The organism is Bacillus sp. CR71 (genome assembly GCF_003429245.1).
In the GTDB taxonomy this organism is placed as follows: Bacteria; Bacillota; Bacilli; order Bacillales; family Bacillaceae_G; genus Bacillus_A; species Bacillus_A thuringiensis_S.
In genome coordinates this window covers 4740313-4757054 of sequence record NZ_CP031748.1, presented here as the reverse complement: position 1 = coordinate 4757054, position 16742 = coordinate 4740313, and the positions used below count along the sequence as shown (strand labels likewise).

Below are 16742 nucleotides of genomic sequence, written 5' to 3'. Positions count from 1 at the left end.
GTTTGACTGAAACAATTAAATGTATTGGTTGCGGTGTAGAAATTCAAACAGAAAATAAAAACGAAGTGGGGTATGCTCCTACCTCATCTTTAGAGAAAGAACAAGTTATTTGTCAACGTTGTTTTCGCTTGAAGCATTACAATGAAATTCAAGATGTATCGTTAACAGATGATGATTTCCTACGCATTTTAAATGGAATTGGAAAATCAGATGCATTAGTAGTCAAAATTGTAGATATTTTTGATTTTAATGGTAGCTGGTTACCTGGTTTACATCGTTTCGTAGGAAATAATAAAGTATTACTTGTTGGAAATAAAGCTGATTTAATTCCAAAGTCAGTAAAACATGATAAAGTAAAGCATTGGATGCGCTATAGTGCAAAGCAACTAGGATTAAAACCAGAAGATGTCTTTTTAATTAGTGCAGCGAAGGGACAAGGAATTGCTGAACTAGCAGATGCTATTGAGTATTATCGCGGCGGCAAAGATGTTTACGTTGTTGGATGTACGAATGTAGGGAAATCGACATTTATTAATCGTATGATTAAAGAATTTAGTGATGAGACTGAAAATGTAATTACAACATCTCATTTCCCAGGAACAACACTTGATTTAATTGATATTCCATTAGACGAAGAATCTTCTTTATATGATACGCCAGGTATTATTAACCACCACCAAATGGCTCATTATGTTGGAAAGCAAAGCTTAAAGCTTATTACACCAACAAAAGAAATTAAGCCGATGGTATTCCAATTAAACGAAGAACAAACGTTATTCTTTAGTGGATTGGCACGTTTTGATTATGTAAGTGGTGGTCGTCGTGCGTTTACTTGTCACTTCTCGAATCGCTTAACAATTCATCGTACAAAGCTTGAGAAAGCAGATGAATTATATAAAAATCATGCTGGGGATTTACTAAGCCCACCAACGCCAGAAGAATTAGCAAATATGCCTGAGCTAGTGAAATACGAATTTAATATTCGTGAACCTAAAACGGATGTTGTATTCTCTGGATTAGGATGGGTTACTGTGAACGAACCAGGAGCAAAAATTGTTGCACACGTACCAAAAGGAGTAAGTGTTTCACTACGTAAATCTTTAATTTAATATGGAGAGGGATTTATGAAACAATTATATGGTGTAATCGGAAATCCAATTGGACATTCATTATCACCCGTTATGCATAACAATGCATTTGAACACTTGAATATGGATGCCCATTATCATGCGTTTCTTGTTGAAGAGGAAGTGCTAGGGGAAGCAGTAAGAGGTTTAAAAGCATTAGGTATTTCAGGATTTAATGTAACAACTCCGCACAAGGTTGCTATTATGGAGTATTTGGATGAGATTGACCCATTGGCAAGGAAAATCGGTGCAGTAAATACAGTGGTTCATAAGAATGGAAGGTTAATTGGCTACAACACAGATGGGATTGGTTTTGTTCGAGCGTTGCAGTCAATTAGTCATGAACCACTTCAAGGGAAACGTATTTTGTTACTTGGTGCAGGTGGTGCTAGCCGAGCTATTTATTTTTCTCTTGCTGATGTAGGTGTAAAAGAGGTTGATGTAGCCAATCGTACAGTAGATAAGGCGAAAGAACTTATTGCTGCACGTACGGCCGATGTTAATTCTGTTGCTTTGTCGTTAGAAAAAGCGACAGAAGAACAAGGGAATTATGATATTATCATTCAGACGACAACAATAGGTATGCATCCACACGTCGAACATACGCCATTACAAATTTGTTCGTTAAAAAAAGGAACGATTGTATCAGATATAATTTATAATCCATTTGAAACGAAAATTTTATGTGAGGCAAAAGAGCAAGGTGCAATCATTCAAAATGGTATTGATATGTTTGTGTATCAAGGAGCACTTGCATTTGAAATGTGGACAGGAAGTGTACCGAATATCGGGAGAATGAAACAATTAGTTATAGAAAAGCTTGGAGGCTAACATATATGTTAACAGGAAAACAAAAAAGATTTTTACGTGCACAAGCACATCATTTAACACCAATTTTTCAAGTAGGAAAAGGCGGAGTAAATGAAAATATGATTAAACAAATCGCAGATACTTTAGAAGCTCGTGAGTTATTTAAAGTAAGTGTATTACAAAACTGTGAATTTGATCGCCGTGAGGTTGCGGAAGAACTTGCAAAAGGTGCACGTGCTGAAATCGTTCAAGTAATTGGAAGCACAATCGTTTTATACAAAGAATCAAGAGAAAATAAACAAATTAAGCTTCCTCGATAAAAAGATTAGCATGCGCTATTTTTATCGCTGATGCGTAATGATGTAGAGAGCGAAACCAATTGAACTTTTATTAATAGCAACTCTCTTCATTCCTAACCAAGGAGAGTTGCTGTATGTAAAAGGAAGGGGCGTTTCTTTTGAGGAAAATTGGCATCATTGGCGGTACATTTGATCCGCCTCACTATGGACATTTGCTAATTGCAAATGAAGTATATCACGCTTTGGATTTGGAAGAAGTATGGTTCTTGCCAAACCAGATTCCGCCACATAAACAAGGACGTAATATTACAAGTATAGAAAGACGTTTACATATGTTAGAGCTCGCGACTGAGGCAGAAGAACACTTTTCTATTTGTTTAGAAGAGTTAAGCAGGAAGGGCCCATCTTATACGTATGACACTATGTTGCAATTGACGAAGAAGTATCCGGATGTGCAGTTTCACTTTATTATTGGTGGGGATATGGTTGAGTATTTACCGAAGTGGTATAACATTGAAGCTTTACTTAATCTTGTAACGTTTGTTGGAGTTGCGAGACCTGGGTACACATTGCATACGCCGTATCAGATTACTACAGTGGAAATTCCGGAATTTGCAGTTTCTTCATCCTTATTACGTGAGAGATATAAGGAGAAGAAAACGTGTAAATACTTACTTCCTGAAAAAGTACAGGTATATATCGAGAGGAATGGGTTGTATGAATCGTGAGAATGCACTTCATATTGTTAAACAACAAATGCATGAAAAACGTTATACACACACAATTGGTGTAATGGAGACAGCGATTGAGCTGGCTAAGTTATACGGTGTGGACGAGAAAAAAGCAGAGATGGCAGCTATATTCCATGATTATGCGAAATGTAGAGCGATTTCAGAGATGGAAGAGATTATTAAACGTGAAGAATTGCCGAAAGATTTACTTTGCTATAATAAAGAGTTGTGGCATGCGCCTGTTGGGGCATACTTAGTAGAAAAAGAGGTAGGCATTACGGATTCTGAAATTTTGCAAGCTATTACATATCATACAAGTGGTCATGAGAACATGACAATGTTAGATAAAGTGATTTATGTAGCTGATTACATTGAGCCAGGGCGAAAGTTTCCAGGTGTGGAAGAGGCTCGTAAACTCGCATATACGGATATAAATCAAGCTTTATTATTTGCGTTAAAGAAAACAATTCAATTTTTAATGGAAAAAAATCAGACGATTTATCCATTAACATTCCAAACATACAATGCAGTTATCAAGGAGGAAATGAGTAAATGAACGATAAAGATTTATTAGTATTAGCGGCAAAAGCAGCTGATGATAAAAGAGCAGAAGATATGGTTGTCCTAAATATGCAAGGTATTTCACCAATTGCAGATTATTTCATTATTTGTCACGGTAATTCAGATAAACAAGTGCAAGCAATTGCACGTGAAATTAAATCAAAAGCACATGAGTTCCAAATCGACGTACAACGTATGGAAGGTTTTGACGAAGCACGTTGGGTATTAGTTGATCTTGGAGATGTAGTTGCTCATGTATTCCATAAAGATGAGCGTAATCACTATAATTTAGAGCGTTTATGGGGCGATGTGCCACGTGAAGATATTACAGAAGAGCTAGGCCAATGAAATACGAACAATTTGCATTGTTGTACGACGAACTAATGAATGATGTCCCTTATGATAAATGGGTGGAATTCACAGAGGAAAGCCTGCAGCAAGCAGATATGAAAGAGGCAAAAATTCTTGATGTAGCATGCGGTACGGGTAATGTAACCCTTCCGCTTGTGCAAAAGGGTTACGATTTAATAGGTGTCGATCTTTCAGAAGAAATGTTAACAGTCGCTCAGCAAAAACTGGGAGCAGAGGGATACTTTATTCCTTTTTATCAACAAGACATGCGAGAGCTTGATGTTCCAGGTGAGTTTGATTGTGTAACCATCTTTTGTGATTCATTAAATTATGTATTGCAAGAAGATGGAGTGCAAGAAACATTTAGAAGAGTATTTCACCATTTACGCCAAGATGGCTTGTTTTTATTTGATGTACATTCTTTATATAAAATACATCATGTATTTCAAAATGAAACGTATACAGTGAATGGAGAAGAAATATCTCTTATTTGGAATTGCTTCCCTGGTGAAGAATCAAATAGTGTAGAGCATGATTTAACATTCTTTGTTCAAGATCCAGAAGAAGATGTGTACCATCGGTTTGACGAATGTCACGTGCAACGTGCATATCAAGTGGAAGAGTTAACGAAATGGCTTGAAGAAGCAGGTTTTACAGTGCTTCGTGTAACAGGTGATTTTGAGCGACTTGAAGTTACAGAACAAACAGAGCGTATTTTCTTCATGGCGAAGAAAAACGGATAAAGTGAAACTTTAATCAGCGGGGTACGAAGCTCCCCGCTGATTATTAGTTGAACCAATCGGGCTTTTACGGGCAGCCCGACCCCCTCCTAACTTCTTTGCTTTCGCTGAGTTTTAAGGTGGGGATCTTACTGGCCGTTAATGCGGGATAAAACAAAAGCAACCGAGAAGGTTGCTTTTGTTTTATAAAGAAGATGTATTTTTAGTTCTAGCATAATCTGAAGATCGTATGCGTAAAGTGTGGGAATAGTAGTTGAAGTGAAAATGTATTGTAAAAAAGTAATTATTTATAAAAAGGATTTGGAATGTAAATGACGTATTTATTATGTGTGTTTATTGAATTGCTGATCAACGCATTCTAAATCTTCATCAAATTTTTCATGTGTTCGCTCGATTAACTTATGGAACATATCTCCAACGTGTTCTTCTAAAACCCGAATGCCTTCCCCAGTAACGCCGCCTTTCACGCAAACCTTTTCTTGTAAGGTAGGTAATGTGAAGATTTCTTTTTCAAGTAATTTCCCCATCCCCACGACCATTTCACTTACTAAAGTAGTAGCCTCTTCGTGTGTAATATTTGTTTTATCTACAGCAGCGTTAATGAAGCATTGTAGTAAATAACTAAAGAAAGCAGGACCGCAACTTGCTATATCAGATGAAACGCGCGTTATATCTTCTTCTATTACAAGAGGTGTAGAAATGTTTTTGAATAGACGAAGTAATTTTTGTTGCCATTCTTCAGAGCAATTATCTCCAAATGTAAATAGTGAGGCGCCAGAGAGGGCGCGGTTTGTGATACTTGGAATGATACGCGCGACGTGACAAGGTACGAGAGTCTCTAATTGTGATGGAGATATTGGACTCGTAATAGAAACTAAGCACGTTTCATCAGAAAAATGTTCAGCGTATTTTTTTAGGATAGGGTATATATCTATCGGCTTAACGCAAATAAAAATAAGTTGTGATTGTTCGATTACTTCCGGGATTGTTTTTGCTATATGAACAGAAGGGTATTTTTCTTTTATATGATATGCTTTGGCAGGCGTCCGATTAATGATTGTAAGGCACGAAGGTTTGACAGCACGGGTTTCTAAAAATGCATCGATTAGTATATTCCCCATGTTTCCTGTCCCTATAATTCCTATGTTCAAAGTTTCATCCCTCCTTCGTAACAGCTTTCTCCTAAACAATATGAATGATGTTATAAATTTATGATTAGAGGTGTAAAATGATGTGGGATTTTCCGAAAAAGTGGTTAGGTTTAGTAGCTATTATTGGAACTTTACTTTTTCTTGTTTTTTGGAAAACGAATCAGAGTGTAGAACGAACGCCTATTACAATGAATGTGCAAGAGAAGGAGATAGAAAAAAAGGGTAAACCGAAAATATCGGATACAAAGGAACAGAAAAGAACAATTATAATTGATGTGAAAGGAGCGGTTAATAAAGAAGGGGTATATGAAATGAAGGAAGGAGATCGCGTAAAGGATGCGGTTCAAAAGGCTGGTGGTTTTTTATCAGAAGTAGATATCAAAAAAGTGAATTTAGCACAAATTGTACAAGATCAAATGCTTCTTTATATACCGAGTAAAAATGAGTCAGAACAAGGGATGTTTACTTCTTCTAAGGAAGATGGCAAGATTCGAATAAATACAGCAGCGAAGGAGCAATTGGAAAAGATTACAGGAATTGGCTCTCGAAAGGCAGAAAGTATTTTGAAATATCGAGAAGAACATGGTCCGTTTCAGAAAATAGAAGATTTATTAGAGATTGATGGGATTGGTGCGAAGTCTCTTGAAAAGATAAAAGATCAAATTATTATTCCGTAAAAGATTGACGAAGTTTTTCTTCTTTCGCTACACTACAAGTAGACAAAAAAGTAGGTGAAAAATATGGAACGAATTTCATGGGATCAATATTTTATGACGCAAAGCCATCTACTATCGTTACGTAGTACATGTACAAGGCTTGCGGTAGGAGCGACAATCGTTCGCGATAAACGAATTATTGCTGGTGGATATAATGGTTCGATTAAAGGTGGCGTACATTGTATAGATGATGGTTGTTACGTAATCGATAATCATTGTGTTCGGACAATTCATGCCGAAATGAATGCTTTATTACAATGTGCCAAGTTTGGTGCGAAAACAGAGGAAGCAGAAATTTACGTTACGCATTTCCCTTGTTTACAATGTTGTAAGGCAATTATTCAAAGTGGTATTACAGCGGTTTATTATGCGCAGGATTATAAAAATCATCCATACGCCATAGAGTTATTTGAACAAGCGAATGTAACAGTGAAGCACGTTCCGCTAGAATATGATATTGCTGCATTAGAGGAGCAAAAACGTTATACGGAGTTAAAAGAATTATTTGCGTCTTTAGAAAAAGATAATTTATCAATGGAAGAATTACAGCATGTATTCACGAAAGCAAAAATGATGCTATAAGGAGTGAGTATAAGTTGCAGGAACAATGGGGGTATGTTGCAATCTCGTTTATAATAGGGATTGCAATTGCCTTTTCCTCGTCACTTTTATTGATAGTTTTTTGCCTCTTTTTAAATATTTTCTTCTGTTTATATCGCACTTCGCGTAAAACCTTCTTTTTTTGCATTGTAGCGTGCTTTAGTGGCGCTATATACACTTCTTATGTTCAAGGGTGGAATAAGTCTCTAGGAGAGTCCTATGGAGTTACAAGAGGTGTTATACAAAATACACCGCTTGTTAATGGCGATCGCCTATCTTTTCAATTTGAAGATCACAATAAAAATATAGTGCAATTAAGTTATAGAATAAAATCAGCTCTGGAAAAGGAAAAAATGCAACAATTATACGCAGGGATATCATGTGTATTCGAGGGTGAGAGGAAAGAACCACAAACAGCTCGGAATTTTCATGGTTTTAATTACCGTGATTATTTATACAAGCAACATATTCATTTCACATTTGAGGCTACATATATTTCTGAATGCTATAAAACATCACTGTCGCTTATGCAATGGATTCTCCTTTTGAGGCAACAAGCAATCTCGAAAGTTACAGAAATGTTTCCAGAGCAATCAGGTGCTTTTATGAATGCGTTACTATTTGGTGATAGACAACAAATGACGTTTGAAGTGGAAGAGCAATATCAACAGTTTGGTCTTATACATTTGTTAGCAATTTCAGGTTCGCACATTGTATTGTTAATGGGGATAGTATATTTTATTTTGCTAAGAAGTGGTGCGACGAGGGAGGTAGCAACAATTTGCCTTATCGTCTGTATTCCTTTGTATATGGTTTTAGCAGGGGCGTCACCATCTGTTATAAGGGCTTCTATAGCAGGAGTTTTGATGTTGATTGCTTTTATGTGCTCGATTCGTTTATCTAGTTTAGATGCTTTAAGTGTAACAGCTATATGTATGCTTATATATGACCCTTATCTTGTTTTTAATATTGGATTTCAGTTTTCTTTTGTAGGTAGCTTCGCTTTACTTTTGTCTGCTCCGTTCTTATTAGGGAGTAGCAACGGAGTAATCCGAAATTCTATTTATATTTCTATCATTTCACAGCTCGTTAGTACTCCGATCTTGTTATATCACTTTGGTTATTTTTCTCCATATAGCATTTTCCTCAATCTTTTATACGTTCCGTTTTTATCTATCATTGTATTACCATGTAGCATTATTATTTTACTGTGTATGCCAATTGTCCCGTTTCTCGCAAAAGGATTTGCGGATGTGTTATCAATAGGCTTGAGTATGTCTAATGTTCTTCTAAGTTATTGTGAAAGTTTACCATTTAACCAGCTTATTTTCGGGAAAACGTCCTTCAATCTTGTAGCTGTATATTGCACGAGTATTGTCAGTATATTGATAGTTTGGGAAAGGAGAGCGCCGAAAAAAATGGTTTGTATAGTTGTGAGTATATTTCTTTTTATTAGCACGTGTCATTATGTATATCCATATTTTAGAGGAAGCGGAAGTGTAACATTTATTGATGTTGGACAAGGTGATGCAATATTAATTCGCCTTCCGTATGATAAAGGGGTTTATCTTATTGATACAGGTGGAACGCTTCGTGTCAATAAGGAAGAGTGGCAACAAAAAAAGCATGAATTTTCTGTTGGAACTGATGTTTTAATACCCTATTTACAAAAAGAAGGTATTAAAACAATTGATAAATTAATCGTAACGCATGGAGATGCAGATCATATAGGTGCTGCGCAAGAATTATTATCATATATACCTGTAAAAGAAGTTGTATTTGGCCGGAAGGGAAAAGATGCAGTATTAGAAAAAGTAGTAAAGAAACAGGCATTAGAAAAGGAAATGAAAATAACTGAAGTGGGGGAAGGGGAAAGTTGGAGTGTAAATGAAGCTGAGTTTTTCGTTTTAGCTCCAAAAGGAAAAGAAAAAAGTGAAAATAATGCTTCAATTGTAATATGGGCAAAATTTGGAGGATTGACGTGGCTATTTACAGGCGATTTAGAAGAAGAAGGAGAGCAGTTTTTAGTATCTGCGTATCCAGATTTGCGAGTGGATGTTTTAAAAGTTGCTCATCATGGAAGTAATACGTCATCTATAGAGTCTTTTTTGAACGTTATACAGCCCCGTGTAGCGATTATATCTGTTGGTAAGCAGAATAGATATGGACACCCGCATAAAGAAGTAATAGAACGTTTGGAGAAGATGGGGAGTGCGATATGGCGCACGGACAAGCAAGGTGCTATTTCCTATGTTTTTAAAGGGGAAAATGGAACCTTTCAAAGTAAAATCACATATGATAAGACATATAATAGGTGAAAAAGAGAAGACTGCCATGAAGTGGCAGTCTTTAAGAACCGATAAATTTAATAACAGTTGCAATGATGAAAAGTGTTGCGAAAAAACCAAATGAGACGATAAATCCTACCCCTGAATCAATAGCGTCATTGCGTTTACTTTGAACGTTTTGTTCAAAATCATTCATTTAGAATCCCTCCCCAACATTCCACTTTAGTATAAAATATTGTCAGAAAAAAATCTACAATTTCAATGTGAAGAGAAAATGAGCTTTTTGCGAATTTTAGATTATGAAGTAACGTGAGTTTTTTGTTTCCAAGCATGTTAACAGTTGGCACTTATACTGGAATTTTTATTGTGAATAATAAAGGGAAGGTGATTACCGCACACCAATAAGAAACCCGGGGCTTATTGCGTGGCGTTTAATATAAATAAAGGGACGGGTTATAAAGCCTGTTCCTTTGTACTTGTAAAACAAAAGCTAGGGCATTAGTATAAATATATATTGCCAAGTTAGGGAGTAGGAAAAAGTATGAGTGATATACATAAAAAAATTAAAAAGAAACAGTTTGCTCCGTTATATTTACTATATGGGACGGAAGCTTTTTTTATAAATGAAACGATAAAGCTTATTACGACAGAAGCACTTGAAGAAGAAGATCGAGAGTTTAATGTTGTGACATACGATTTGGAAGAAGCGTATTTAGAAGATGTGGTTGAGGATGCGCGTACGCTTCCTTTCTTTGGAGAGCGGAAAGTACTGTTAATAAAATCACCGCTATTTTTGACTTCGCAAAAAGAAAAGTTAGAGCAAAATATAAAAATTTTAGAAGAATACATTGGTGAACCTTCTCCATTTTCTATTCTTGTTTTTGTTGCGCCTTACGAAAAACTTGATGAGCGAAAAAAAATTACAAAACTATTAAAGAAAACAGCAGATGTAGTAGAAGCGAATGCGATGCAAGTGCAGGATGTTCAGAAGTGGATTGTTGCTCGAGCAGATGAAGTGCATGTGCACATTGATAACGCGGCTGTTAGTTTGTTGCTAGAGCTTGTGGGAAGTAATGTAACGATGTTGGCGAAGGAAATGGACAAGTTAACGTTATACGTTGGTATGGGCGGAGAGATTACGACGAAACTTGTTGCAGAGCTTGTGCCAAAATCAGTTGAGCAAAATGTATTTGCTTTGACAGAAAAAGTGGTGAAAAAAGATATTGCAGGTGCAATGCAAATTTTGGATGGATTATTTACGCAGCAGGAAGAACCGATTAAATTGCTTGCGTTATTAGTGAGTCAATTCCGTTTGTTGTATCAAGTGAAAGAGTTACAGCAACGTGGTTATGGGCAAAATCAAATTGCATCTCATATTGGTGTACATCCGTATCGTGTAAAATTGGCGATGAATCAAACGAAATTTTTCTCTTTTGAAGAATTAAAAAAAGTGATTATAGAATTAGCGGAAGCTGATTATAGTATGAAGACGGGAAAGATGGATAAGAAACTTGTGCTCGAGTTTTTCTTAATGCGATTAAATCATATGTGATGACACAAAAAAAGTTCATGTACCTAGTGCATGAACTTTTTTTGTATATAAAAAAACGATCCAAATGGATCGTTTTTTAAACGCCTTACGCGTTTACTTGTTTCGCTAAGCGAGATTTTTGACGAGATGCAGCGTTTTGGTGGATAAGACCTTTACGAGCTGCTTTGTCAAGTTTTTTAGAAGCAGTTTTGAAAGCTTCTTTAGCATTTTCAAGATCGTTATTAGTAACTAAAGCTTCTACAGTTTTAACAGCAGAACGCATGTCAGACTTGATAGAAGCGTTATGTGCACGACGCTCTTCGCTAAGTTTAGCGCGTTTGATAGCAGATTTGATGTTTGCCATACTTTTCACCTCCCTGGTGCAATCGAATGACTCGATTCTTACATAGAACAAGTGATATTCTATCAAACGGTGAAGAGAATTGCAATAGTATATCCATGAAATTTCACGTAAAGGAAAGAATGACCTTATATAACTTTGGGAAATCTAACGATATTTACTATGAATTACGGAGGAGATACGATGAAAGAACCATTGGATTTAAGTAAATATAGCGTTAGAACTGACCTTGCTGTAGAAGCTCATCAAATGTTGCAAGAAAGCCAAGAAGAACAAAAAGGGATACAGGGGGTAATTGTAAAAGAGAGGGAAGAAGAAGGTACTATAATTACAAAAGTAACAATTGATGAAGCTGCCTCTGAAGCGATGGGTAAAAAACCTGGAAATTATTTAACGCTTGAAGTACAAGGTATACGTCAGCAAGATACAGAACTTCAACAAAAAGTGGAGCGTATTTTTGCAAAAGAATTTTCTTATTTCTTAGAAGAGGTTGGTGTTACAAAAGAAGCGAGCTGTTTAATTGTAGGCCTTGGGAATTGGAATGTAACACCGGATGCTCTTGGGCCAATAGTTGTAGAAAATGTATTAGTAACGAGACATTTGTTTCAATTGCAGCCTGAAAGTGTAGAAGAAGGATTCAGACCTGTTAGTGCAATTCGGCCGGGAGTAATGGGGATTACAGGCATCGAAACGAGCGATGTTATTTATGGGATTATTGAGAAGACAAATCCAGACTTTGTAATTGCGATTGACGCATTAGCTGCCCGTTCTATTGAACGAGTAAATAGCACGATACAAATTTCTGATACTGGAATCCATCCTGGATCAGGGGTTGGGAATAAACGTAAGGAACTAAGTAAAGAGACATTAGGTATCCCTGTTATCGCAATTGGTGTTCCGACTGTGGTCGATGCCGTTTCGATTACAAGTGATACGATTGATTTTATTTTGAAACATTTTGGTCGAGAGATGAAAGAAGGAAACAAACCTTCAAGATCTTTGTTACCAGCGGGATTTTCATTTGGAGAAAAGAAAAAATTAACAGAAGAAGATATGCCAGATGAAAAGAGCCGAAATATGTTTTTAGGTGCTGTTGGTACGTTAGAAGAAGAAGAAAAAAGAAGGTTGATTTATGAAGTGCTATCGCCTCTTGGTCATAACTTAATGGTGACCCCAAAAGAAGTAGATACTTTTATTGAGGATATGGCGAATGTAATAGCGAGTGGTTTAAATGCAGCGCTGCATCATCAAATTGATCAAGATAATACGGGAGCGTATACACATTGAGGGAGAAAGATGATAATAGTTTGAGTCGTTTTGCGCTTTTGTGTATATGTAGTGTAGCTTTATGTTTACTTATGATGATAGCAGGAGTGTCACTTGCTAATCATGGTTTGAAAAGTATGAAAGGTTATCGGCAATTGTCGTATGAACAAATAGCTCATATGACAGGGACAGAGAGTACAGGTGCTGAATCAGAAATTTTGGGTAGTTCGTTTTCAGCTTCAGAAAAACAACAACAATTAGAACGTTTAAGAAGTTTTAATGTTGTAGAAGGAATTGGGATGGCGTTAGCAAGTGTAGCTTATGAAATGACGAAGTTCGGAACGGATATAGTTGTTGGGAAAATAAAGGGGATTTTTAGCTAAGAGTAGCATGGGAGATGGTTGTTTTACTGATTTGTAAGACAACCGTTTTAAAATTTGAAAAGGGTTTGTCTCTTATGGTTTATTCGCATAAGATATAGATAGAATGATTTGTATCGTAAGCAGCACGAGTTTTCATTGAATCTTTGTTGCTCTATTGATATAATCAGTGCTAGTGTATATTGGCGAGACTATTAGGAGTTGAGAACATAGATGAACAAAGAAGAAAGAGCAAAAAGACAGTCCAAAATTCGTAATTTCTCTATTATTGCTCATATTGACCACGGAAAATCAACGTTAGCAGACCGTATTTTAGAGAAAACAAATGCGTTAACACAACGCGAAATGAAAGCTCAGTTGCTTGACTCTATGGATTTAGAGCGTGAGCGTGGTATTACAATCAAATTAAACGCAGTACAATTAAACTATAAAGCAAAAGATGGTGAAGAGTATATTCTTCATTTAATTGATACACCAGGACACGTCGACTTTACGTACGAAGTATCTCGTAGTTTAGCGGCTTGTGAAGGCGCGATTCTTGTAGTAGATGCAGCGCAAGGTATTGAAGCGCAAACGTTAGCGAACGTATACTTAGCGCTTGATAACAACTTGGAAATTTTACCAGTTATCAATAAAATCGACTTACCAAGTGCGGATCCAGAACGTGTACGTCAAGAGGTAGAAGATGTAATTGGTTTAGATGCATCAGAAGCGGTACTTGCTTCTGCAAAAGCTGGAATTGGTATTGAAGAAATTTTAGAACAAATTGTTGAAAAAGTACCAGCTCCGGCAGGTGATTCAGAAGAGCCGTTACAATGTATGATTTTCGACTCTTTATATGATCCGTACCGTGGTGTAATTGCTTATATCCGTGTTGTAAATGGAACGGTAAAAGTTGGCGATAAAGTACGTATGATGGCAACGGGTAAAGAATTTGAAGTAACAGAAGTAGGTGTATTTACACCGAAAACTACGCAACGTGACGAGTTAACAGTAGGTGATGTAGGTTTCTTAGCAGCATCTATTAAAAACGTAGGTGATACACGTGTTGGTGATACGATTACACATGCGAAACGTCCAGCTGCAGAGGCGTTACCAGGTTACCGTAAATTAAACCCGATGGTATTCTGTGGGCTGTATCCAATTGATTCTGCTCGTTATAACGATTTACGTGATGCGTTAGAAAAATTAGAGTTAAACGATTCTGCTCTTGAGTTTGAACCAGAAACATCTCAAGCGTTAGGATTTGGTTTCCGTTGTGGATTCTTAGGACTTCTTCACATGGAAATCATTCAAGAACGTATTGAACGTGAATTTAAGATTGACTTAATTACAACAGCGCCAAGCGTTATTTATAAAGTTTATTTAACAAACGGTGAAGATGTTATTGTTGATAATCCATCTAATATGCCAGACCCACAGTCTATCGATCGTGTAGAAGAGCCGTTTGTGAAGGCTTCAATTATGGTTCCGAATGACTATGTTGGAGCTGTAATGGAAATTTGCCAAGGTAAACGTGGAACGTTTATTGATATGCAATATTTAGATGAAACGCGTGTTACATTAACATATGAAATCCCGTTATCAGAAATCGTATATGACTTCTTCGATCAATTGAAATCAAATACGAAAGGGTATGCATCATTTGATTATGAGTTAATTGGTTATAAACCATCTAAACTTGTGAAAATGGATATTCTTTTAAATAATGAACAAGTGGATGCTTTATCATTTATCGTACACCGTGATTCAGCGTATGACCGTGGTAAAGTAATTGTAGAGAAATTAAAAGAATTAATTCCGAGACAACAGTTCGAAGTGCCAATTCAGGCGACTATCGGAAATAAAGTTGTAGCACGTTCTACAATTAAGGCGATGCGTAAAAACGTACTTGCAAAATGTTACGGCGGTGACATTTCTCGTAAGCGTAAACTTCTTGATAAGCAAAAAGAAGGTAAAAAACGTATGAAGTCTGTTGGTTCTGTAGAAGTGCCGCAAGAGGCATTCATGGCTGTACTGAAAATGGATGACAACTAATATTTGAAATAAAAAAGAAGTCGTTTGTACGGCTTCTTTTTTCTGTATAATTACTTTTTAGACATCTGAGCAGCTCTCATTTACAATAATGAGAGAGCTTTTTAGTTCATATAGAGTTAGGAGATTGTTAATGTCCGAAAATATTCGAAAAGATATTCAAGATAAAATACAAAATGGCAATTTTAATTGTGAAAAGGAATTGACGCTTTCTATTATTAGTGGAAAGTGGAAAGTTGTGATACTGTGGCATCTTGGTGTGGAAGGGCCTCATCGTTTTAGTGAATTACAACGGTTATTCCCAAGCATTTCTCATAAAGTTTTGTCGAACCAATTAAAAGAGTTAATGGAAGATGGGATTGTTGATCGAACAGTATATCCCGAAATTCCTCCTCGTGTTGAGTATTATATGACGGAACTAGGCATGTCACTTTTACCGATCGTTGAAATGATGTATGATTGGGGAAAAATGCGAATGGAACAAATTCGTAATACGTTAGAGAAGTAGAGAATCCTCCGGAGTGCGGAGGTTTTCTTTTTAGAAAGGTAGGAGTTATATTTGGTACAAGCTGCATATATTCATATCCCGTTTTGTCAGCACATTTGTCACTATTGTGATTTTAATAAAGTGTTTATTGAACGCCAACCGGTTGATCAATATTTAGATTATTTAGAGAAGGAAATAATAAATACGGTTCAAAGAGTTCCGTTTGATAGTATGAAAACGATTTTTGTGGGCGGTGGAACTCCGACAGCGTTAAATATGGAACAGACAAAAAAATTACTCGAGATTATTAATCGTCATTTGCGCCCGTTTGCTCCGAATTGTGAATTGACATTTGAAGCGAATCCAGGAGATCTACCGAAAGAGAAGTTGAATGTACTACTAGAAGGTGGAGTGAATCGAATTAGTTTTGGTGTGCAAACGTTCCGTGATGAACTGCTTGAGAAAATCGGGCGCAAGCATACGAGGGAAGATGCATTCCTAGCGATTCGAGAAGCTCAGGAAGTAGGCTTTAAAAATATTAATGTTGATATTATTTATGCTTTGCCAGGACAAACGATAGAAGATGTGAAGGAAACATTAGACATTGCTTTTACGCTTGGTGTACAACATTTCTCGGCATATTCATTAATTGTGGAACCTAAAACAGTGTTTTATAACTTAATGAATAAAGGGAAATTGCGTCTTCCGGGTGAAGACCATGAAGCGAAAATGTATGAAATGGTAATGGATGAAATGGAGAAACACGGTTATAACCAGTATGAAATTAGTAATTTCTCAAAAGGTGACAATAAAAGTAGACATAATCTCACATACTGGAATAATGAAGAGTATTATGGCTTTGGAGCTGGAGCTCATAGTTATGTGAATGGGGAACGTATTCAAAATGTAGGTCCGCTGAAGCAATATTTTAATAAAATTGATGAAACAGGATTTCCGTATTTAGATGTTCACGTGGTGACGGAGAAAGAAAAGATGGAAGAAGAGTTGTTCTTAGGACTTCGAAAAACAAAAGGTGTATCTAAAATAGCATTTCAAAAGAAATTTAATATGGAGATGGATCAAGTTTTCGCGAAGCAGTTACAAAACAACCAAGAACAAGGATTGCTTGAAGAGAGCGATGGATATGTTCGTTTAACGCGAAAAGGAAAATTATTAGGGAATGAAGTATTCCAATCATTTTTAATTGACTAATTAAATGTTCCATTAACGTGAAAAAGTTTCATTATTTCGTGACGTTTCCGTTGACAATTGAATGTCAATTTTGGTAAGTTATTAATAGATTTAGCAC

Annotated in this window: 19 protein-coding genes; 16 read left to right on the top strand and 3 right to left on the bottom strand. The window is 36.4% G+C overall.

What is annotated here, in order from left to right:
- Positions 1-2: 2 nt before the first annotated feature.
- From yqeH to DOS87_RS23890, 7 genes are all read left to right on the top strand, one after another.
- The gene (gene yqeH, locus DOS87_RS23920; RefSeq protein WP_000140807.1) at positions 3-1109 is read left to right on the top strand and encodes a ribosome biogenesis GTPase YqeH; all 1107 of its coding nucleotides are present in this window, start codon (positions 3-5) and stop codon (positions 1107-1109) included.
- Positions 1110-1124: 15 nt separating this feature from the next.
- Positions 1125-1958 (top strand): shikimate dehydrogenase, encoded by an 834-nt coding sequence (gene aroE, locus DOS87_RS23915; protein ID WP_000812106.1) that lies wholly within the window; start codon positions 1125-1127, stop codon positions 1956-1958.
- Between the two features lie 5 nt (positions 1959-1963).
- Positions 1964-2257: a ribosome assembly RNA-binding protein YhbY gene (gene yhbY / locus DOS87_RS23910; protein WP_000955224.1), complete on the top strand. Its 294-nt coding sequence runs from the start codon at positions 1964-1966 to the stop codon at positions 2255-2257.
- A 137-nt stretch (positions 2258-2394) separates the two neighbouring features.
- On the top strand, positions 2395-2964 hold the full coding sequence (gene nadD / locus DOS87_RS23905; RefSeq protein WP_001226031.1) for a nicotinate-nucleotide adenylyltransferase: 570 nt from the start codon (positions 2395-2397) through the stop codon (positions 2962-2964).
- Positions 2954-3523 (top strand): bis(5'-nucleosyl)-tetraphosphatase (symmetrical) YqeK, encoded by a 570-nt coding sequence (yqeK, locus tag DOS87_RS23900; protein ID WP_001078484.1) that lies wholly within the window; start codon positions 2954-2956, stop codon positions 3521-3523. Before nadD ends, yqeK begins: the two co-directional genes overlap by 11 nt.
- Positions 3520-3876, top strand: coding sequence for a ribosome silencing factor (rsfS, locus tag DOS87_RS23895; protein ID WP_000998173.1), 357 nt, complete (start codon positions 3520-3522; stop codon positions 3874-3876). The genes yqeK and rsfS overlap by 4 nt, the downstream gene beginning before the upstream one ends.
- On the top strand, positions 3873-4622 hold the full coding sequence (locus DOS87_RS23890; RefSeq protein WP_000873064.1) for a class I SAM-dependent methyltransferase: 750 nt from the start codon (positions 3873-3875) through the stop codon (positions 4620-4622). Before rsfS ends, DOS87_RS23890 begins: the two co-directional genes overlap by 4 nt.
- A 320-nt stretch (positions 4623-4942) precedes the next feature.
- Here the strand turns inward: DOS87_RS23890 and comER are convergent, their stop codons facing one another.
- A complete protein-coding gene (gene comER / locus DOS87_RS23885) occupies positions 4943-5770 on the bottom strand; it encodes a late competence protein ComER (protein WP_001020554.1) in 828 nt (275 codons plus the stop codon).
- Positions 5771-5847: 77 nt separating this feature from the next.
- Here comER and DOS87_RS23880 point away from each other — a divergent pair, with 77 nt between their 5' ends.
- The 3 genes from DOS87_RS23880 to DOS87_RS23870 all read left to right on the top strand — a co-directional run bounded on the left by DOS87_RS23880 (position 5848) and on the right by DOS87_RS23870 (position 9404).
- A complete protein-coding gene (locus DOS87_RS23880; protein WP_000989935.1) occupies positions 5848-6447 on the top strand; it encodes a helix-hairpin-helix domain-containing protein in 600 nt (199 codons plus the stop codon).
- 63 nt (positions 6448-6510) lie between these two features.
- Positions 6511-7068 carry a ComE operon protein 2 gene (locus DOS87_RS23875; protein WP_000439773.1) on the top strand — a complete coding sequence of 186 codons (558 nt, stop codon included), beginning with the start codon at positions 6511-6513 and terminating at the stop codon, positions 7066-7068.
- A gap of 14 nt (positions 7069-7082) precedes the next feature.
- On the top strand, positions 7083-9404 hold the full coding sequence (locus tag DOS87_RS23870) for a DNA internalization-related competence protein ComEC/Rec2 (RefSeq protein WP_097826030.1): 2322 nt from the start codon (positions 7083-7085) through the stop codon (positions 9402-9404).
- Positions 9405-9435: 31 nt separating this feature from the next.
- On the opposite strand, the gene DOS87_RS23865 is transcribed toward DOS87_RS23870, so the two are convergent.
- Positions 9436-9570 (bottom strand): YqzM family protein, encoded by a 135-nt coding sequence (locus tag DOS87_RS23865; RefSeq protein WP_000997609.1) that lies wholly within the window; start codon positions 9568-9570, stop codon positions 9436-9438.
- A 345-nt stretch (positions 9571-9915) separates the two neighbouring features.
- On the opposite strand from DOS87_RS23865, the gene holA reads away from it, so the two are divergent.
- Complete coding sequence (gene holA, locus DOS87_RS23860) at positions 9916-10926, top strand: DNA polymerase III subunit delta (protein ID WP_001279923.1); 1011 nt, start codon at positions 9916-9918, stop codon at positions 10924-10926.
- An 85-nt stretch (positions 10927-11011) separates the two neighbouring features.
- Here the strand turns inward: holA and rpsT are convergent, their stop codons facing one another.
- Complete coding sequence (gene rpsT, locus DOS87_RS23855; protein WP_001274012.1) at positions 11012-11269, bottom strand: 30S ribosomal protein S20; 258 nt, start codon at positions 11267-11269, stop codon at positions 11012-11014.
- Positions 11270-11449: 180 nt separating this feature from the next.
- On the opposite strand from rpsT, the gene gpr reads away from it, so the two are divergent.
- The 5 genes from gpr to hemW all read left to right on the top strand — a co-directional run bounded on the left by gpr (position 11450) and on the right by hemW (position 16645).
- Positions 11450-12553, top strand: coding sequence for a GPR endopeptidase (gene gpr / locus DOS87_RS23850; RefSeq protein WP_000662644.1), 1104 nt, complete (start codon positions 11450-11452; stop codon positions 12551-12553).
- Positions 12550-12915: a YqxA family protein gene (locus tag DOS87_RS23845; protein WP_001207093.1), complete on the top strand. Its 366-nt coding sequence runs from the start codon at positions 12550-12552 to the stop codon at positions 12913-12915. The genes gpr and DOS87_RS23845 overlap by 4 nt, the downstream gene beginning before the upstream one ends.
- A 210-nt stretch (positions 12916-13125) precedes the next feature.
- Positions 13126-14949 (top strand): elongation factor 4, encoded by a 1824-nt coding sequence (gene lepA, locus DOS87_RS23840; protein ID WP_001030948.1) that lies wholly within the window; start codon positions 13126-13128, stop codon positions 14947-14949.
- Positions 14950-15079: 130 nt separating this feature from the next.
- The gene (locus tag DOS87_RS23835; protein ID WP_001293539.1) at positions 15080-15454 is read left to right on the top strand and encodes a winged helix-turn-helix transcriptional regulator; all 375 of its coding nucleotides are present in this window, start codon (positions 15080-15082) and stop codon (positions 15452-15454) included.
- A 51-nt stretch (positions 15455-15505) separates the two neighbouring features.
- A complete protein-coding gene (gene hemW / locus DOS87_RS23830) occupies positions 15506-16645 on the top strand; it encodes a radical SAM family heme chaperone HemW (RefSeq protein ID WP_000249440.1) in 1140 nt (379 codons plus the stop codon).
- Positions 16646-16742 lie beyond the last annotated feature (97 nt).

What these genes read in the sequence shown, in the direction of transcription:
- aroE (WP_000812106.1), top strand. Translation starts at nt 1,125, where the DNA reads ATGAAACAATTATATGGTGTAATCGGAAATCCAATTGGACATTCATTA.
- yhbY (WP_000955224.1), top strand. Translation starts at nt 1,964, where the DNA reads ATGTTAACAGGAAAACAAAAAAGATTTTTACGTGCACAAGCACATCAT.
- gpr (WP_000662644.1), top strand. Translation starts at nt 11,450, where the DNA reads ATGAAAGAACCATTGGATTTAAGTAAATATAGCGTTAGAACTGACCTT.
- rpsT (WP_001274012.1), bottom strand. Translation starts at nt 11,269, where the DNA reads ATGGCAAACATCAAATCTGCTATCAAACGCGCTAAACTTAGCGAAGAG.
- DOS87_RS23835 (WP_001293539.1), top strand. Translation starts at nt 15,080, where the DNA reads ATGTCCGAAAATATTCGAAAAGATATTCAAGATAAAATACAAAATGGC.
- rsfS (WP_000998173.1), top strand. Translation starts at nt 3,520, where the DNA reads ATGAACGATAAAGATTTATTAGTATTAGCGGCAAAAGCAGCTGATGAT.
- DOS87_RS23880 (WP_000989935.1), top strand. Translation starts at nt 5,848, where the DNA reads ATGATGTGGGATTTTCCGAAAAAGTGGTTAGGTTTAGTAGCTATTATT.
- DOS87_RS23875 (WP_000439773.1), top strand. Translation starts at nt 6,511, where the DNA reads ATGGAACGAATTTCATGGGATCAATATTTTATGACGCAAAGCCATCTA.
- yqeK (WP_001078484.1), top strand. Translation starts at nt 2,954, where the DNA reads ATGAATCGTGAGAATGCACTTCATATTGTTAAACAACAAATGCATGAA.
- DOS87_RS23890 (WP_000873064.1), top strand. Translation starts at nt 3,873, where the DNA reads ATGAAATACGAACAATTTGCATTGTTGTACGACGAACTAATGAATGAT.
- DOS87_RS23865 (WP_000997609.1), bottom strand. Translation starts at nt 9,570, where the DNA reads ATGAATGATTTTGAACAAAACGTTCAAAGTAAACGCAATGACGCTATT.
- holA (WP_001279923.1), top strand. Translation starts at nt 9,916, where the DNA reads ATGAGTGATATACATAAAAAAATTAAAAAGAAACAGTTTGCTCCGTTA.
- lepA (WP_001030948.1), top strand. Translation starts at nt 13,126, where the DNA reads ATGAACAAAGAAGAAAGAGCAAAAAGACAGTCCAAAATTCGTAATTTC.